The 15,114-nt window shown below is 63.0% G+C and carries 14 protein-coding genes and 2 pseudogenes; all 16 read right to left on the bottom strand.

What is annotated here, in order from left to right; all coding sequences use genetic code 11:
- Positions 1–20: 20 nt before the first annotated feature.
- The 16 genes and pseudogenes from FFS13_RS13910 to pcaH all read right to left on the bottom strand — a co-directional run bounded on the left by FFS13_RS13910 (position 21) and on the right by pcaH (position 15,098).
- Positions 21–1,307 carry an OprD family porin gene (locus tag FFS13_RS13910; protein ID WP_137819676.1) on the bottom strand — a complete coding sequence of 429 codons (1,287 nt, stop codon included), beginning with the start codon at positions 1,305–1,307 and terminating at the stop codon, positions 21–23.
- Positions 1,308–1,451: 144 nt separating this feature from the next.
- Positions 1,452–2,678, bottom strand: coding sequence for a benzoate/H(+) symporter BenE family transporter (locus FFS13_RS13905; protein WP_137819675.1), 1,227 nt, complete (start codon positions 2,676–2,678; stop codon positions 1,452–1,454).
- 121 nt (positions 2,679–2,799) lie between these two features.
- Positions 2,800–3,732: a catechol 1,2-dioxygenase gene (gene catA / locus FFS13_RS13900; RefSeq protein ID WP_137819674.1), complete on the bottom strand. Its 933-nt coding sequence runs from the start codon at positions 3,730–3,732 to the stop codon at positions 2,800–2,802.
- Positions 3,733–3,767: 35 nt separating this feature from the next.
- A complete protein-coding gene (catC, locus tag FFS13_RS13895) occupies positions 3,768–4,058 on the bottom strand; it encodes a muconolactone Delta-isomerase (protein ID WP_137819673.1) in 291 nt (96 codons plus the stop codon).
- Between the two features lie 39 nt (positions 4,059–4,097).
- Positions 4,098–5,219 (bottom strand): muconate cycloisomerase family protein, encoded by a 1,122-nt coding sequence (locus tag FFS13_RS13890; protein WP_137819672.1) that lies wholly within the window; start codon positions 5,217–5,219, stop codon positions 4,098–4,100.
- Between the two features lie 21 nt (positions 5,220–5,240).
- On the bottom strand, positions 5,241–6,581 hold the full coding sequence (locus tag FFS13_RS13885) for an aromatic acid/H+ symport family MFS transporter (protein WP_137819671.1): 1,341 nt from the start codon (positions 6,579–6,581) through the stop codon (positions 5,241–5,243).
- A gap of 74 nt (positions 6,582–6,655) precedes the next feature.
- Positions 6,656–7,432, bottom strand: a complete 777-nt coding sequence (locus FFS13_RS13880) for a 1,6-dihydroxycyclohexa-2,4-diene-1-carboxylate dehydrogenase (RefSeq protein ID WP_137819670.1) — start codon at positions 7,430–7,432, stop codon at positions 6,656–6,658.
- A gap of 57 nt (positions 7,433–7,489) precedes the next feature.
- On the bottom strand, positions 7,490–8,500 hold the full coding sequence (gene benC / locus FFS13_RS13875) for a benzoate 1,2-dioxygenase electron transfer component BenC (protein ID WP_137819669.1): 1,011 nt from the start codon (positions 8,498–8,500) through the stop codon (positions 7,490–7,492).
- A 157-nt stretch (positions 8,501–8,657) separates the two neighbouring features.
- Positions 8,658–9,146 (bottom strand): benzoate 1,2-dioxygenase small subunit, encoded by a 489-nt coding sequence (gene benB, locus FFS13_RS13870; protein ID WP_137819668.1) that lies wholly within the window; start codon positions 9,144–9,146, stop codon positions 8,658–8,660.
- Entirely contained in the window at positions 9,147–10,508 is a 1,362-nt protein-coding gene (gene benA, locus FFS13_RS13865) for a benzoate 1,2-dioxygenase large subunit (RefSeq protein ID WP_137819667.1), read from the bottom strand. It abuts the gene before it with no gap.
- A gap of 239 nt (positions 10,509–10,747) precedes the next feature.
- Entirely contained in the window at positions 10,748–11,704 is a 957-nt protein-coding gene (locus tag FFS13_RS13860) for an AraC family transcriptional regulator (protein WP_137819666.1), read from the bottom strand.
- A gap of 308 nt (positions 11,705–12,012) precedes the next feature.
- Positions 12,013–12,877 (bottom strand): annotated as a pseudogene (locus FFS13_RS13855) (IclR family transcriptional regulator C-terminal domain-containing protein).
- Between the two features lie 225 nt (positions 12,878–13,102).
- Positions 13,103–13,480, bottom strand: coding sequence for an AFG1/ZapE family ATPase (zapE, locus tag FFS13_RS20375; RefSeq protein WP_371922963.1), 378 nt, complete (start codon positions 13,478–13,480; stop codon positions 13,103–13,105).
- Positions 13,481–13,499: 19 nt separating this feature from the next.
- Positions 13,500–13,742, bottom strand: a pseudogene (gene zapE, locus FFS13_RS20370) (AFG1/ZapE family ATPase); the annotation flags it as partial.
- A 15-nt stretch (positions 13,743–13,757) separates the two neighbouring features.
- On the bottom strand, positions 13,758–14,366 hold the full coding sequence (gene pcaG / locus FFS13_RS13845) for a protocatechuate 3,4-dioxygenase subunit alpha (RefSeq protein WP_137819664.1): 609 nt from the start codon (positions 14,364–14,366) through the stop codon (positions 13,758–13,760).
- Positions 14,367–14,378: 12 nt separating this feature from the next.
- On the bottom strand, positions 14,379–15,098 hold the full coding sequence (gene pcaH / locus FFS13_RS13840; protein ID WP_137819663.1) for a protocatechuate 3,4-dioxygenase subunit beta: 720 nt from the start codon (positions 15,096–15,098) through the stop codon (positions 14,379–14,381).
- Positions 15,099–15,114 lie beyond the last annotated feature (16 nt).

Here is a 15,114-nt window from a genome sequence, read left to right as displayed (position 1 = left end):
GTTGCACGCTTAGCTATGGGTCAGAGCAGGTTCCAGGTGTAGTTGAAGATCAGGCGGTTCTCGTCGATGTCGGTGCGGTAGTTGGAACGGGCGGTGACGTTACGCACGCGCACGCCGAGGTTCTTCAGCGGGCCGCTCTGCACCGTGTAGCCGATATCCAGATCGCGCTCGAAGTCCTTGCCCTCGTAGCGCGGACCACCGCGATTGGTGGCCTGTGCATCGACGTTATCGCCCTTGAGGTAACGCACGCCGGCGATCAGACCCGGTACGCCCATGGCGCTGAAGTCGTAGTCGTAGCGCACCTGCCAGGAACGCTCGTCGGCCGAGGCGAACTCGAAGGTCGGTACCTCGTTGCCCAGCGGGCTGACGTTGGCGAATACCCGCGGGAAGGCCTGGTCGCCGAATATCGCCTGGTAGCCAAGATAGAAGGTATGGCCGCCATGCTTGGCCGACAGCAGGGAGAAGAACGCCTGGTTGTCGATCTTGCCGATCAGCTGCTTGCCGTCCTCGTTGGAGTCATAAAAGCCGAGGTTGGCACCCAGCACCCAGTTGCCCAGCGGCTCACTGTGCTTGAGGCTGACAAAGCGCTGGTTGTAGAGGTCCTCCAGCTGCGCATACCAGGTCCCGACCGAGGTGCGGTTGGTATTGAAGGCGTAATCGGCGCCGGCATAGTTGAAGCGGTCGCTGCTGCCAGCGCGTTGCGGCAAGTGGCCGAGCATGGCCATCATCTTGTCGTCGCCCGCCTCGTTACGCAGGCTGGTGGAGTGCAGTTGCCCGCCCTGCAGGGTCAGCCCGGCGATCTCATTGGAGACGATGCTGGCGCCCTGGTAGCTGGGCGGCAGCAGGCGGATATCGGAGAAGGTCAACACCGGCAGGTTGGGCTGCAACTCGCCGACCTTCAGCTCAGTCTTCGAGACTTTTACCTTCAGCGCCGCACCCAGGCGGCTGTAGTCATCGGCGGCCTCGCCGCTTTCCAGGGTCGGTAGCAAACCGGTGTTGACCCGGTCGCGGCTGCTGTCGAGCTTGAGGCCGAGCAGGCCGATGGCATCCACGCCGAAGCCGACGGTGCCGGGGGTGTAGCCGGACTTGAGGTTGAGGATAAAGCCCTGGGCCCACTCCTCCGCCTTGGACTGCCGGTTGGGCCCGACGATGTCGGAAAAGTCGCGGCTGAAATAGTAATTGCGCGCTTGCAGGGTGGCGCTGGTGTCTTCGATAAAGCCGCTTTCGGCCGCCTGCACCAGGGCTGGCAAGCTGAGGGCAACGGCGACGGAGAGCAGGACAGGCTTTACATTCGGATAGTGATTCATCGTTTAGCTCTTTGTTGTTATTGAAATAGTGCTGTTGCTTCACCCTTGCCGGGCACACGCCGGGCAACACAAGTGGGTGGTGTGACTACCGCCTCGTCCGGCACGCAGCAGACGCGGCGGCAATACTCGGGGGGCTGGGTACGCTTAGCGCGCCGCCTCCTTGGCCAAGGCCGTCGCCTGCAGCGGCGGCTGCGCTATTGCCGGTGTGCGCCGCGCACTCAGCAGCAGATGGGCGGCGATGCCGAACACCAGCCCCCAAAAGGCCGCCGACAGCCCCATAAAGGACATGCCCGAAGCGGTCACCAGAAAGGTGATCAGTGCCGCCTCACGGTCATCTGGCACGGCCATGGCAGCGGCCAGCGAACCGGCGATGGCGGCGAACAACGCCAGGCCAGCCAGGGCGGCAATCAACTCTTTGGGGAAGGCGCCGAACAGCGACACCAGGGTGGCGCCAAACAGGCCCAGCAACAGGTAAGCCAGGCCACCGACCACGCCGGCGACATAGCGCTTGGACGGGTCTTCGTGGGCTTCGCGACCGGTACAGATGGCCGCGGTGATCGCCGCCAAATTGAGACCATGGCAACCGAAGGGGGCCAGCAGCAGCGAGCCCAGCGCACTGCTGCTGATGATCGGGCGGGCTGGCGTCTGGTAGCCGGCATTGCGCAACACCGCCATGCCCGGCACGAACTGTCCGGTGAGCGCCACCATCACCAGCGGCAAGGCGATATTCAGGCTGGCCGACAGGGTAAACTCGGGGCCGATCCACACCGGCGTGGCCAAGCCGATCACCAGCACTTCCTGGCGCAGCTCACCGTTAACTAGCGCAATCAAGCAGCCAACAATCAGCACCGCCATCACCGCATAACGCGGCGACAGGCGCTTGACCAGCAGGTAGGTGGCGAACATCGCCAGCACCAGGAAGGGTTTTGCTTGCAGCGAGACAAACAGGCCGGTGCCGAAGCCGAACAGGATGCCGGCCAGCATGCCGGCGGAGATCGCCGCCGGCAGTTTGCCGATGATGCGGTCGAAGGCGCCGGAGATGCCGACCAGGAAGATGATCAGGCTGGCCACGATGTAGGCGCCGACCGCCTCGCCCAGGCTGATCTGCGGCAATAGCGAAACCAGCAACGCCGAGCCCGGAGCCGACCAGGCGATGACGATGGGCACGCGATAGCGCAGGCTGAGGACTATGCCGAGCACGGCGCTGCCGATGGAGATGGCCCAGACCCAGGACGACAGCACGGCGTGGGACATGCCGGCGCTTTCGGCCGCCTGGAAGATGATCACCAGGGGACCGGCGTAGGAAATCACGGTGGCAATGAACCCGGCCACCACGGCGGACAGGGAAAAATCGTTGACCAAGGCTTTCATAAGACCTCGTCGCAAGACGCATCTGGCCATCCGTGACGCAGGGTCCGGATCGCTCTTGTTGTGGCTGACGCAGGCGATGCAGCGCGACAGGAACCCTCGGGTTCCCGTCGAGCTGGGTAACTCAGGCTTGCTGCAACGCGCGCGGACGGTTGCTGCGCTGCTCGGCGGCCGGAGCCGGTGCGTTCTGCAGTTGGAAGTCGAAGTCGACCTCGGCGAAGCGCCCGTCCACGCCACGGGCACGCGCGGCTTCGGCGTCCTCGACGAAGCGGATATCGCCGACCAGACCTTCGCGGGTGGCGTAGGCGAAGTCGTCCCACAGGTACTTGTCACCGGCCAGGTTGATCTGGGTGGTCAGGTGGCGGTAGCCCGGGGCGGAGATGAAGAAGTGGATATGCGCCGGACGCTGACCGTGGCGGCCGAGCTGGTCGAGCACTTCCTGGGTCGGGCCATCCGGCGCGCAGCCGTAGCCGGACGGTACGATGCTGCGCGCGCGGTAGCGGCCTTCGGCATCGGTGATGATGCGCCGGCGCAGGTTGTACTCGGACTGGCTCTTGTCGAAGTAGGAGTAGTTGCCCTGGGTGTTGGCATGCCACAGGTCGACGACGGCATTGGCAACTGGCTTGCCTTCGGTGTCGCGCACCACGCCCTGAAGGAACATCACCGTGCCCGCTTCGCTGCCGTCATCCATCCGCGTTTCGCCTTGGGCGATCGGTGCGCCGGCCACGTACAGCGGGCCTTCGATGGTGCGCGGGGTGCCACCGGTCAGGCCGGCCTGCTCGTCCTGGGCATCCTGCAACAGGTCGAGGTAGTGCTCCAGGCCCAGGCCTGCGACCAGCAAGCCGGCTTCATTGCGGCCACCCAGGCGGTTGAGGTAGTCCACGGCCTTCCAGAACTCGTCGGGCGTCACTTCGAGGTCTTCGATGATTTTCGCGGTGTCTTGCAGGATGCGCCGTACCACAGCCTTGAGCCGCGGGCTGCCCTGGTCGTTGAGGAAGCCGCTGGCTTCTTCGAAGAATTGCTGTACCTCGGCAGTTTGGGAAATGTTCAGGGTCATTGGGGGTTACCTCGCATTGTTGTTATGGCTGGAAATCAACGGTCGTCTTCACGGATGGACGAGGGGTGGCGGCACAGGGCGTTGATCTCGATATCCATGTAGGGAAACAGCGGCAGCTGCATCAGGGTGTCGTGCAGTTCCTGCACGCTGTCCAGGTCGAATACGCTGTAGTTGGCGTACTGCCCGGCGATGCGCCACAGGTGGCGCCACTTGCCCTCGCGCATCAGGCGCTGGGCCAGTTCTTTCTCGTCTGCCTTGATCCGGGCGGCCTTGGCCGGGTCCATATCCACCGGCAGCTTTACGGTCATCTTTACGTGGAACAGCATGGGTTCATCTCCTCGGCTGGCAGGCCATTGCTTGTAACCTCATGGACGGCGGAAGAACGCCAGGCGCTCTTCGTCGAGCGTCAGGCCGAGGCCTGGGGTCCGCGGTACATGCAGCTGAAAGTCGCGGTACACCGGGGCCTCGGTGACAATTTCCTCGGTCAGCAGCAGCGGGCCGAACAGTTCGGTGCCCCAGGTCAGTTGCCTGAGGGTGACGAAGGCGTGGGCCGAGGCCAGTGTGCCGATGGCGCCTTCCAGCATGGTCCCGCCATACAGGGCGATGCCGGCGGCCTCGGCGATTGCCGCAGTGCGCAGCACGGCGCGCGGGCCGCCGTTCTTGGCGATCTTCAGGGCGAAGATGCTGGCGGCGCCGTCGGCGGCCAGGCTGAAGGCGTCCTCGACGCTCTCGATCGACTCGTCGGCCATGATCGGCGCCGGGCTGCGCTGGTTCAGGCGCACCTGACCGCTGCGGTTGATCCGCGAGATCGGTTGCTCGATCAGGTCGATGCCGTTTTCGCCGAGCACCTGGCAGGCGCGCAGGGCCTGTGACTCATCCCAGTACTGGTTGACGTCGACGCGCACGCTGGCCTGGTCACCCAGGGCCCGCTTGATCGCGATGACGTGCTTGAGGTCCTGGTTGACCTCGTTGGCGCCGATCTTCAGCTTGAAGATGCGGTGGCGGCGGATGTCGAGCATGTGCTCGGCTTCGGCGATGTCCTTGGCGGTGTCGCCGCTGGCCAGGGTCCAGGCCACTTCCAGGCTGTCGCGCACGCGGCCGCCGAGCAACTCGCTGACCGGCAGGCCGAGGCGCTTGCCCTGGGCATCGAGCAGCGCGCTTTCCAGGCCGGACTTGGCGAAGGTGTTGCCCTTGGCCGCCTTGTCCAGGCGCAGCATGGCCGCGTTGATATTGGCCGCGTCCTGACCGAGCAGCAGCGGCGCCAGGTGGCTGTCGATGTTCTGCTTGATGCTCTCCGGGCTTTCGTTGCCGTAGGCCAGGCCACCGATGGTGGTCGACTCGCCCAGGCCTTCGCTGCCGTCGGAGCAACGCAGGCGGATCACCACCAGGGTCTGCTGCTGCATGGTGTGCATCGCCAGCTTGTGCGGGCGGATGGTCGGCAGATCGACGATGATCGCCTCGATGCTTTCGATCAGGGAGTGGCTCATTTCAGATTCCGCAGGTTGTGGTCAGGAAGCCGCGGCCACAGACGCCTGCGCGGCACGGCTGCTGCGCTGGCTGCTGATGGCGAACACGGACATGGCGATGGCGGCAACCGCACCCGGCAGGGCGAAGGCCATGAAGTTGTATTGCAGTGGCAGACTGATCCCCAGCAGTGCGCCGCCGAGCAACGGGCCGACGATGGCGCCGTTACGGCCGATGCCCGAAGCCCAGCCGAGGCCGGTGGAGCGGATATTCATCGAGTAGAACTGCGCGGCGCAGGCGTACAGTAAGATCTGCGAGCCGATGGTGGTGGCGCCGGCGATGGCGATTAGCAGGTACAGCACCGGGGTCGGGCTCTTGATCCCGAGCAGAGTGATCGACACCGCGGCGATGACGAAGAACACCGCGAGCACCCGCGGCAGGTTGAGCTTGTCGCCCATCACCCCGCCGCCGATGGCGCCGAAGATCGCGCCGAAGTTCAGTACCAGCAGGAACGACAGGCTGGAACCCAGACTGTAGCCGGCGTTGGCCATCAGTTTCGGCAACCAGGAGCTCAACGCATAAACCATCAGTAGGCAGCAGAAGAACGCCAGCCAGAGCATCAGGGTGCGCAGTGCGCGACCATCACTGAACAGTTGCAGTACCGGCGTGCCGGTCGATTTCACCGCGGCCATTTGCAGTTGGTCGTCGGCGCGCAGGTCATAGGCCGGATCGACCCGCTTGAGTACCTGACGGGCCTCTTCGGTGCGGCCCTTGCGCAGCATGAAACCGACCGATTCCGGCAGCAGATAAACCACCAGCGGCAGCAGCAACAACGGAATACCGGCGACGAAGAACACCGCCTGCCAGCCGAACTGCGGAATCAGCACCATACCCAGGCCGGCGGAGAGCATGCCGCCCACCGAGTAGCCGCTGAACATGATGGCCACCAGGGTGCTGCGAATCTTCTTCGGCGCGTATTCGTTCATCAGCGCCACCACGTTGGGCATCACCCCGCCGATGCCGAGGCCGGCGATAAAGCGGCAGATACCGAACTCCGTGGGGCTGTCGGCGAAGCCGTTGAGCACGGTGAAGCCGCTGAACAGCACCACGCAGAGGGTGATGGCCTTCTTGCGGCCGATCTTGTCGGCCAGCGGGCCGAAGAACAGCGCGCCGAACATCATGCCGAACAGCGCATAGCTGCCCAGGGCACCGGCTTCCAGCGGGGTCAGGCCCCACTCTTTCATGATCAGCGGCAATACCACGCCGTAGATGACCAGGTCATAGCCGTCGAAGATGATGATCAGGGCACACCAGAACAGCACCATCCAGTGGAAGCGGTTGAAGCGTGCGTTGTCGATGATGTGGTGTACGTCGGTCTTGCGCATGGCATAGGACTCTTGTTGTTGTAGTGCTGATGCGTCCTGGCGTGGCTATCCCTGAGGCGGCTGAGCGAACGGACTCAACCCAGGTCACCCCCGCCCACTGGCAAGGTGACACCGGTGATGTAGGCCGCGTCGTCGGAGGCCAGAAAGAGAATCGCGCCGGCCTGCTCGTCGATGCTGCCGTAGCGTTTCATCAGGCTGCTGTCGAGGGTCTGGTCGACGATCTGCTGGTACCAGACCTTCTCCTGCGCGCTCGGCTCGGCACTGTTGCGCGGGATACGCCGCGGCGGCGCTTCGGTGCCGCCCGGCGCAGTGGCGTTGACGCGAATGCCACGCTCGGCGGTCTCGAACGCCAGGCAGGCGGTCAGGGCGTTAACACCGCCCTTGGCCGCGCCGTAGGGCACACGGTTGACGCCGCGGGTGGCGATCGAGGAAACGTTGACGATGGCACCACGGCCCTGCTCGAGCATCTGCGGCAGCGCGGCGTGGCAGCACCACAGGGTGGGGAACAGCGAGCGACGCACTTCGGCCTCGATCTCGTTCGCCTGGTAGTGCTCGAACGGCTTGGCCCAGAGGGTGCCGCCGACGTTATTGATCAGGATGTCCAGGCGCGCAAAACGCTCGACTGCTGCAGCCATCACCCGCTGACACTCGACAGCCTGCTCAAGGTCGGCGGTCAGGGTCAGCACCTCGCTAACACCAGCCAGTTGTTCGGCCAGCTCATGCACCAGCTCGGAGCGGTCGACCAGCACCAGGCGAGCACCTTCGGCAGCCATGCGCTCGGCCACGCGGCGACCAATGCCCTGTGCGGCACCGGTGATCACTGCAACCTTGTCTTGAAAACGCTTGTTCATACTCATCTACCCGAATAAAACCGGCCCGCTTACGCAGTAAGCGAACCAAAGGAGCATTTAGGCGCTGGCGGCGAACTTCTCGTAATAGAAGTTCGCTGGCTGGATGCCCTGCTCGCGGATGTAGTGGCTGACGGCCTCGACCATGGGTGGCGGGCCACACAGATAGACATCGACATCACCGTCATTGAGGTGCCTGGGCGCGATGTGCTGGGTCACGTAACCCTTCTGCGGGTAGCTGCTGTCCGGGCTGGCCACGCAGGCACTAAAGGTGAAGTTGGGAATCCGCGCCGCCAGGGCCTCGAGCTTGTCCATCTCGACCAGGTCGAAATCGTTGGTCACCCCATAGATCAGGTGCAGCGGATGCGCGCTACCCTGCTCGGCGATCTTTTCCAACATCGCGGTGAAGGGTGCCAGGCCAGTACCGCCGGCCAGCAGCAACAGCGGCCGCTTGATCTCGCGCAGGTAGAAGCTGCCCAGAGGCCCGGCCAGGGTCATGCTGTCGCCGGCCAAGGCCCGCCCGGTGAGGAAGCTGCTCATCAGCCCGCCCGGCACGTTGCGAATCAGGAAGCTGACTTCGCCGTCTTTCTGCAGGGTGCTGAACGAGTAAGCGCGGGTTTGCTCGCTGCCCGGGACCTTGAGGTTGACGTACTGGCCAGGGAGGAACGCCAGTTTGCTCAGCGACTCGCCCTTGATCGACAAGGCAATGGTGCTGTCGGACAGTTGGCGCACCGCGCTGATCGCCGCCTCGAAGCTGTGCTGCTGGGTCTTGCAGACATCCGAAGAGGCCGGCACGCGGATCACGCAATCGCTCTCGGCACGCATCTGGCAGGTCAGCACGAAGCCCTGCTCGGCTTCGTCTTCGCTCAGGGCATCTTCGATGTAGTCCTGGCCCTGATCGTACTGGCCGGCTTCGGCGAAGCACTTACAGGTACCGCAAGCACCGTCACGGCAATCCAAGGGAATGTTGATGCCCTGACGATAGGCGGCATCGGCGACGGTTTCGCCGACATTGGCGTCAATGAAACGGGTGACCCCGTCTTCGAAATTCAGTGCGATCTTGTGGCTCATGGCACACCTCGCTTTAAGCAGTGGTTACACCCTGGCAGGTGGCCCATGCGCCGCTCTGACCCTTGCAGCCAGCCGTGCAGCGCTCACGCGCAAGGAGTGCGTGCTGCTGGCGGCGGTGCAAATAGGGCCCGAGCCGACGCGGGGCTTCAGGCCGTGTTCAGAGGTGATAAACGTCGATGACTTGGCGCACGTAGTCGTTCTTCAACACCACCTTCTTGGCCTTGATCAGCGGGTTCGGGCCGCTGGTATCGAGGGTGTAGAAGCTGGTGCCATAGAAGTGATCGACGACCTTGTAGCGAAAGCTCATGGTGTGCCAGTTGAAACGCAGCTTGCACACACCATCGGCCTGCTCGAGGATCTCGATGTTGTTGATGTTGTGCGAAGTACGCGTATCCGGGATGGTGGCACTCGAACGCTCGGTACGGATGCGGAATACGCGGTCTTCCAGACCGCTGCGGTTGCCGTACCAGATCAGCGAGATTTCGGTCTGCGGGTTTTCCACCAACTGGTCGCGGTCATCCCAGGCCGGCATCCAGAAGGTCGCGTCGCCGGCATACAACTCCAGCCACTCGTCCCACTGCTTGTCGTCCAGGTAGCGCGCTTCACGGTAGAGGAAGTCGCGCACGGCGTCGTAAGTCATGCTCATTTACGCGCCCTCCACATGGATCAGCTGTTCCTGCTGTTTTTTCAGCGCCTCGATCATCTGCTGCTGCCAGTAATGGTGCTGCAACACGAACAGGCCTTCGTCTTCGGTGCGCACGCCGCTGAGCTTGGGTTTGAGATCAATTTCTTGCGCGGCTTCATCAGCACCTTCCACCCAGTGCTCGGCACCGCGGGACATATCGTTCCACTCCATGGCGCGACCGGCGAAGCCCTGCTGGCAGGCACGGAACTCTTCCAGATCGTCAGGAGTGGCCATGCCGCTGACGTTGAAGAAGTCCTCGTACTGACGAATGCGCCGGGTACGCGCCTCGGCGCTCTCACCCTTGGGCGCGATGCAATAGATGGTGACTTCGGTCTTGTCCACCGACAGCGGCCGGGCGATGCGCAGCTGCGAGCCGAACTGATCCATCAGGTACAGGTTCGGGTACAGGCAGAGGTTGCGCGAGTTGCCAATCATCCAGTCGGCACGCGCCTCGCCGAACTCGCCGGCGAGCTTGTCGCGCAGGGCGAACAGCGGACGGTCTTCCGGGTTGTCCCAGCGGGTCCACAGCAGCAGGTGGCCGTTCTCGAAGGAGTAAAAACCACCGCCCTTCTTGCCCCAGCCGCCGGCGCTCATGGCGCGGATATCGTCACCGGCTTCTTTCAGCTTGCGCTGCTGCTGGGTGGCGGCGTAGTTCCAGTGCACGGCGGTGACGTGGTAGCCGTCGGCACCATTCTCGGCCTGCAGCTTCCAGTTGCCTTCGTAGACATAGGTGGAGGCACCGCGCAGCACTTCCAGGCCATCGGCGGACTGGTCGACGATCATGTCGATGATCTTCTTCGACTCGCCGAGGAAGTCTTCCAGCGGCGCCACGTCCTCTTTCAGGCTGCCGAACAGGAAGCCACGGTAGGACTCGAAGCGCGCGACCTTCTTCAGGTCGTGGGAGCCATCGCAGTTGAAGCTGTCCGGGTAGCCGGCTTCAGCTGGATCCTTGACCTTGAGCAGCTTGCCCGAGTTGTTGAAGGTCCAGCCATGGAACGGACAGGTGTAGGTGGCCTTGTTGCCGCTCTTGAAACGGCAAAGCATGGCACCACGGTGGCTGCAGGCGTTGATGAAGGCGTTGAGCACACCGTCCTTGTTGCGCGCGATAAAAATCGGCTGACGCCCCATGGTGGTGGTGTAGTAGTCGTTCTTCTCGGGGATCTGGCTCTCATGGGCGAGATACAACCAGTTACCCTCGAAGATGTGGGTCATCTCCAGCTCGAACAGCCGGGGATCGGTGAACATCTCACGCTTACAGCGGTAGATGCCCTTCTCCTTATCTTCTTCAAGCAGGGAATTAATAAAGTCGAATCCCAGGGACATGGCCAGGGCCTCCATTGTTTTTGTACTGACAGGCCAAGATTAGGGACGCGGGAGGGAGTGCAATATCCGCTTTGCGCAGACCTTTATCCGTTTTATGCAAGGCGCAGAAAGCGAATAGACAAGAAGCCCAGGACAGGCCGAGAGAGGAATAGCTCGCCCCTGCTATCACCAGGGCTTACTGGCAGTTGCGCAGATGCGTTTAACCGGGAAACGACAATGCGGTGCTAAGCCGCAGCTTTTCAGCCGCGACGCTTGAGGGTGTCCGAAGGCAGCTCGCCGAAGGCGAGCTTGTAGCTCTCGGAAAAGCGTCCGAGGTGCAGGAAGCCGTAATCCAGCGCGATCTCGGTGACATTGCGCACGCTACAACTGGGATCGCTCAGGCAGGCCTTGATCTGTTCCAGCTTCTTGCCGCGGATGTAGCTCTTCGGCGTGCTGCCGGCATACCGCTCGAACAAGGCATACAGCGAGCGCAGGCTGATATGCGCCTGGCTGGCCAATTGCTCGACGCAGATGTCCTGCTTGAGATTGCTGTCGATGTAATGGGCAATCCGCTCGAACGAAGCCGCCTGCGCACACAGCTCCTCGCGGCTGACGTTGGTCTTGAGCAGGGTCAGCAACTTGCTGGCGATGATCTGCGAGTAGTGCTCACTGATCCTCGGCAGGATCAGGTCGGACTCGGCCTCCTGACAAACCAGGCCGAGCAAGCCGACAAAGCCTTCGAGCTCCTGCAGGCGGTAGCGGTTCTGGGTGAAACGCACGCCTTCGCTGGGCTTCAGCCAGCGTTGCTCGTTGCAGGTGGTTTCGAGCAGCGACACCGGCAGCTTGAGGATGAATTTTTCGCAATCGTCCGAGTAGGTCAGATCGACCGGATCATCCGGATTGATCAGCAACAGCTCGCCGGGAGCGAGGAATTTTTCCTGCTCGCGGCCCTTCCACAGGCAATGCCCCTTCAACAGGATCTGCAGGTGAAAGATGCTCTCCAGGGCCGGGGAAGTAACCCGCACTTTGCCGCCATAGCTGATCTGGCAAAGATCCAGGCTGGCGAACTTGCGGTGGCTGAGGCTGGACAGCGGATGGCCGGTAGCGGGCAGGCGAATGCAATGGGTGCCCACATGCTGATTGACGTAGCCAGACACCTCGTAGGGGTCGCCACGCTCAAACACCATGCTGCGTTCACTCAGCAGGCGGCTATTCATACGCAAGACGCTCTTAATGTCATTACTCGGCTCTCGCGGCACAGGCATCCACGCCAAGTGCTACCGCTAATCTACTGGATTCCCTACCGCAGATTGTCAGACAACTGACCGGCGGGCGAGCCCGTACATGTAGGAGCTCGCTCCTACAAAAGCATAGCCACGGCAACGTCTCATTGTTTTCATCTGGGCGCACGCCAGATGGAGTGCTGCAAGCTGAACAGTAAGGCGTGCTGCCCACCCGCACAATTCGATCATCGACCTACCAGCCGATAATCGAACGGCTTTACCGGCAAATAGCGGCTAACCGGCTAAGGGAATAACCGCGCACTGAGTTCCTTGCTGGCCTCCAGCAACGCCGGCAGAAAGCGCGACTCCAGCTCCTTGCGGGTCACTCGACCGGCATGGGTGCCGACGTTGAGGGCCGCCAGCACCTGCCCGGCCGAATCCCTGACCGGCACCGCCACCGAACGCAGGCCGACCTCAAGCTCCTGGTCGATCACCACCCAGCCCTGCCGGCGGATCTCCTCGATGCTGGCCCGCAGTGCTTCGGGGGTGTGTACGGTGCGCGAGGTCTTCACCTGCAGATCGGCATGTCCGAGGTAGTCGCTCAGTGCCGCGTCATCCAGGGCCGCGAGCAGAATCCGCCCCATGGACGTGCAATAGGCCGGCAGGCGACTGCCGACACTCAGATCGACCGAGATCAACCGCTGCGGCGTGGCCGAGCGCGCCAGATAGAGAATCTCGTCGCCCTCCAGGGTGGCGATGGAGCAGGCTTCGTGCAGTTGCTCGCTGAGGCGGTCGAGGATCGGCTGGGCGGTGACCGCCAGCGGGGTCGAGGACAGGTAGGCGTGGCCCAGGGTCAACACCTTGGGCAGCAGCGAGTAGGTGCGCCCGTCGGTGGTGACGTAACCCAGCTTCATCAGGGTATACAGGCAGCGGCGCACCGCCGCGCGGGGAATCTCGGTACGGTGGCTGATCTGCGCGATGGTCAGGTGGCGCTTGCGCTCCTGAAACGCGTGGATGACGGCGAGCCCCCTGGCCAGGGAGGTCATGAAGTTCGGATCACCGGCGAATGCCTCGATGCGCTTGGCCGGCGAGGCAATGATCGGAGGCGCTAGTGGTGGCAGGCTTACGCGGGAGTCGTCGCTCATTGTTCTTGTCCTGGCAGGCAATGGAGCCGAAGTGTCGGTCGATTATCGAACCAAAGTTCGATAATCGCAATTGACCTCGGCTGACAGGGCTTCTACCTTGGCGCTGCCTCTGGCGCCCCATGCTCAAGCCACTGGTCAGGTATTCAAGGGGCGCCCGGCTCGGCTTCGCTCACGAGGTGAAACCGCACGCCCCCCACGTCAGGTGCCAGACTCCCGGCGTGCCATAAGCACGTTCGGGACTGGTTTTTCAGCCCGGCAATCGCAGCAGACGCAATTGCCGCAAGCGACTCAAGCTGCGCGCAAAATCCACCGCAGCACCGCCCTCGGCAAGCTGCTTCGGCGGTACGGCGCAGAACAGTTGCAGGCGCAGGCGGCTGTCATAGGCGATGTCGATGAACTTGAGAAAACGCTGGCTCACATCCGCCGGATAGCCGCCAAGTCGGCCCAGCCCACCCACAGCCATGCGCGGGAAACGCTCGATCAACCACAGGTAGTCGCTGGCCGATCGCGGTCGCTCGAACATCTCGCTGAAATCCAGCCCCACGCCCTCCTCCAGTGCCTTGAGCTGGCGACCAAGGAGCGCTGAAAGAGAGCATCCGCTCCTGCAGTTCCTGCAGGAAGGCATGAAAATGCACCCGCCGCTTGGCCGCCACGGGCGCGGCGGCGAAGAAGGCGTCCATGACGAAACTCTTGCCGCGCCCCACACCACCCCAGAGGTAAACCCAGGCAGCCAGCCCTTGCGGCCGGCCAGGTGCTCGCCCAGCCAGCCGCCGAGCAGCTCGATGGCGGTCTGTTGCGCGCCGTCGGCCCGATAACCGCGAGCCTCCAGCACCTGATTGAAATGTCGCCGAACGCGGTCGGCGACCGGTTCGGCGAGCTTGTCCCAATCAGGTTCCCGTAGTTCAGAAGTCAAAGAAAACCGTTTCCCCTTCTCCCTGGATGCGGATATCGAAGCGGTAGGCCGGCTTGCCGTCCACCTCGCAACGCTTGGCCACCAGGGTCTCGCGACGTTGCGGCTGCTCGATCAGGTTGAGCACCGGATCCCTGCCGTTGGCCTCGGCTTCGTCGTCGAAGTACAGGCGGGTCTGCAGGTGGATATTGATGCCGCGGGCGAACAGGCTGACATTGATATGCGGCGCCATCGGCACGCCGGCTGCGTTTTGCACCACGCCCGGCTTGACGGTGTGGATGGTCCACTCGCTACCGGCATCGAAGTTGGTGGCGGTACGGCCGAAGCCGTTGAAGGGTTTCTCCAGATCGAAGGCGTCGTCATAGACACCCTCATGGTTGGCCTGCCAGAACTCCAGGAAAGAGTCGCGCACCAGATGACCGTTACCGTCGTAGACATTGCCGATCAGGATCAGGTGTTCGCCGGGCGCGCCAGGCTTGGCCATTTCGTTCCAGATTTCCTGGTCGCGGCTCGGGTTGCCGGCGGCTGCCAGGGCCAGACCGATATGCACGTAGGGGCCGGCGGTTTGCGAAGGGGTTTCCGGCAGCAGTTCGATAGGCATACTCACGCCTCCTCAGCAGTTTTCGAAGTGAGTCTTGCGCTGGCCGCGCAGGACGATGTCGAAGCGGTAGGCCAGGCAATCCATCGGATTGGCCATGCTCATATCGAGCCTGGCGATCAGGCTCTGCACCGCATCCGGGTTGGCGATCGACTTGACGATCGGGCACATCGGGATCAGCGGATCGCCTTCGAAATACAACTGGGTGATCAGGCGGGTAGAGATCGACGGCCCGCTAATGGAGAAGTGGATATGCGCCGGACGCCAGTCGTTCGGGCCGTTGCGCCAGGGATAGGGGCCGGGCTTGATGGTACGGAAGCTGTAGTTACCCTCGCTGTCGGTGAGGGCACGGCCGACGCCAGCGAAGTTCGGGTCCAGCGGCGCCAGGTAGCGGTCGTTCTTGTGGCGGTAGCGGCCGCCGGCGTTGGCCTGCCACATCTCCACCAAGGTGTGCGGGATCGGCTTGCCGTACTGATCGAAGACTCGACCGGAAACGATGATCCGCTCGCCTACCGGCAGGCCGCCGTTGTTGAAGTTCAGCAGCAGGTCGTTGTCGTACTGGCCCATCTTCAGGTGCGAGAAGTCCGGACCGCTGGTTTCGGAAACCGACTGCGGAATGCTCACCAGAGCCTGGCGCGGCGAACGCGCGACCGAGGTCTTGTAGTCGGGTGTGAAGGCTTTGGGGTGCCAGTTGCGGTCACGAATGACGAAGCGGCTGTGGTCCGCATCAGACATATCGGTCTCCTCTTGT

The organism is Pseudomonas sp. 2FG, assembly GCF_005502935.1.
Lineage (GTDB): Bacteria > Pseudomonadota > Gammaproteobacteria > Pseudomonadales > Pseudomonadaceae > Aquipseudomonas.
This window is presented reverse-complemented; position numbering and strand designations above follow the sequence as displayed.

Bases quoted from the DNA above. Each gene is read 5' to 3' on its own strand.
- FFS13_RS13910 (WP_137819676.1), bottom strand. From the start codon at position 1,307: ATGAATCACTATCCGAATGTAAAGCCTGTCCTGCTCTCCGTCGCCGTT.
- FFS13_RS13905 (WP_137819675.1), bottom strand. From the start codon at position 2,678: ATGAAAGCCTTGGTCAACGATTTTTCCCTGTCCGCCGTGGTGGCCGGG.
- catA (WP_137819674.1), bottom strand. From the start codon at position 3,732: ATGACCCTGAACATTTCCCAAACTGCCGAGGTACAGCAATTCTTCGAA.
- catC (WP_137819673.1), bottom strand. From the start codon at position 4,058: ATGCTGTTCCACGTAAAGATGACCGTAAAGCTGCCGGTGGATATGGAC.
- FFS13_RS13890 (WP_137819672.1), bottom strand. From the start codon at position 5,219: ATGAGCCACTCCCTGATCGAAAGCATCGAGGCGATCATCGTCGATCTG.
- FFS13_RS13885 (WP_137819671.1), bottom strand. From the start codon at position 6,581: ATGCGCAAGACCGACGTACACCACATCATCGACAACGCACGCTTCAAC.
- FFS13_RS13880 (WP_137819670.1), bottom strand. From the start codon at position 7,432: ATGAACAAGCGTTTTCAAGACAAGGTTGCAGTGATCACCGGTGCCGCA.
- benC (WP_137819669.1), bottom strand. From the start codon at position 8,500: ATGAGCCACAAGATCGCACTGAATTTCGAAGACGGGGTCACCCGTTTC.
- benB (WP_137819668.1), bottom strand. From the start codon at position 9,146: ATGAGCATGACTTACGACGCCGTGCGCGACTTCCTCTACCGTGAAGCG.
- benA (WP_137819667.1), bottom strand. From the start codon at position 10,508: ATGTCCCTGGGATTCGACTTTATTAATTCCCTGCTTGAAGAAGATAAG.
- FFS13_RS13860 (WP_137819666.1), bottom strand. From the start codon at position 11,704: ATGAATAGCCGCCTGCTGAGTGAACGCAGCATGGTGTTTGAGCGTGGC.
- zapE (WP_371922963.1), bottom strand. From the start codon at position 13,480: ATGCCTTCCTGCAGGAACTGCAGGAGCGGATGCTCTCTTTCAGCGCTC.
- pcaG (WP_137819664.1), bottom strand. From the start codon at position 14,366: ATGCCTATCGAACTGCTGCCGGAAACCCCTTCGCAAACCGCCGGCCCC.
- pcaH (WP_137819663.1), bottom strand. From the start codon at position 15,098: ATGTCTGATGCGGACCACAGCCGCTTCGTCATTCGTGACCGCAACTGG.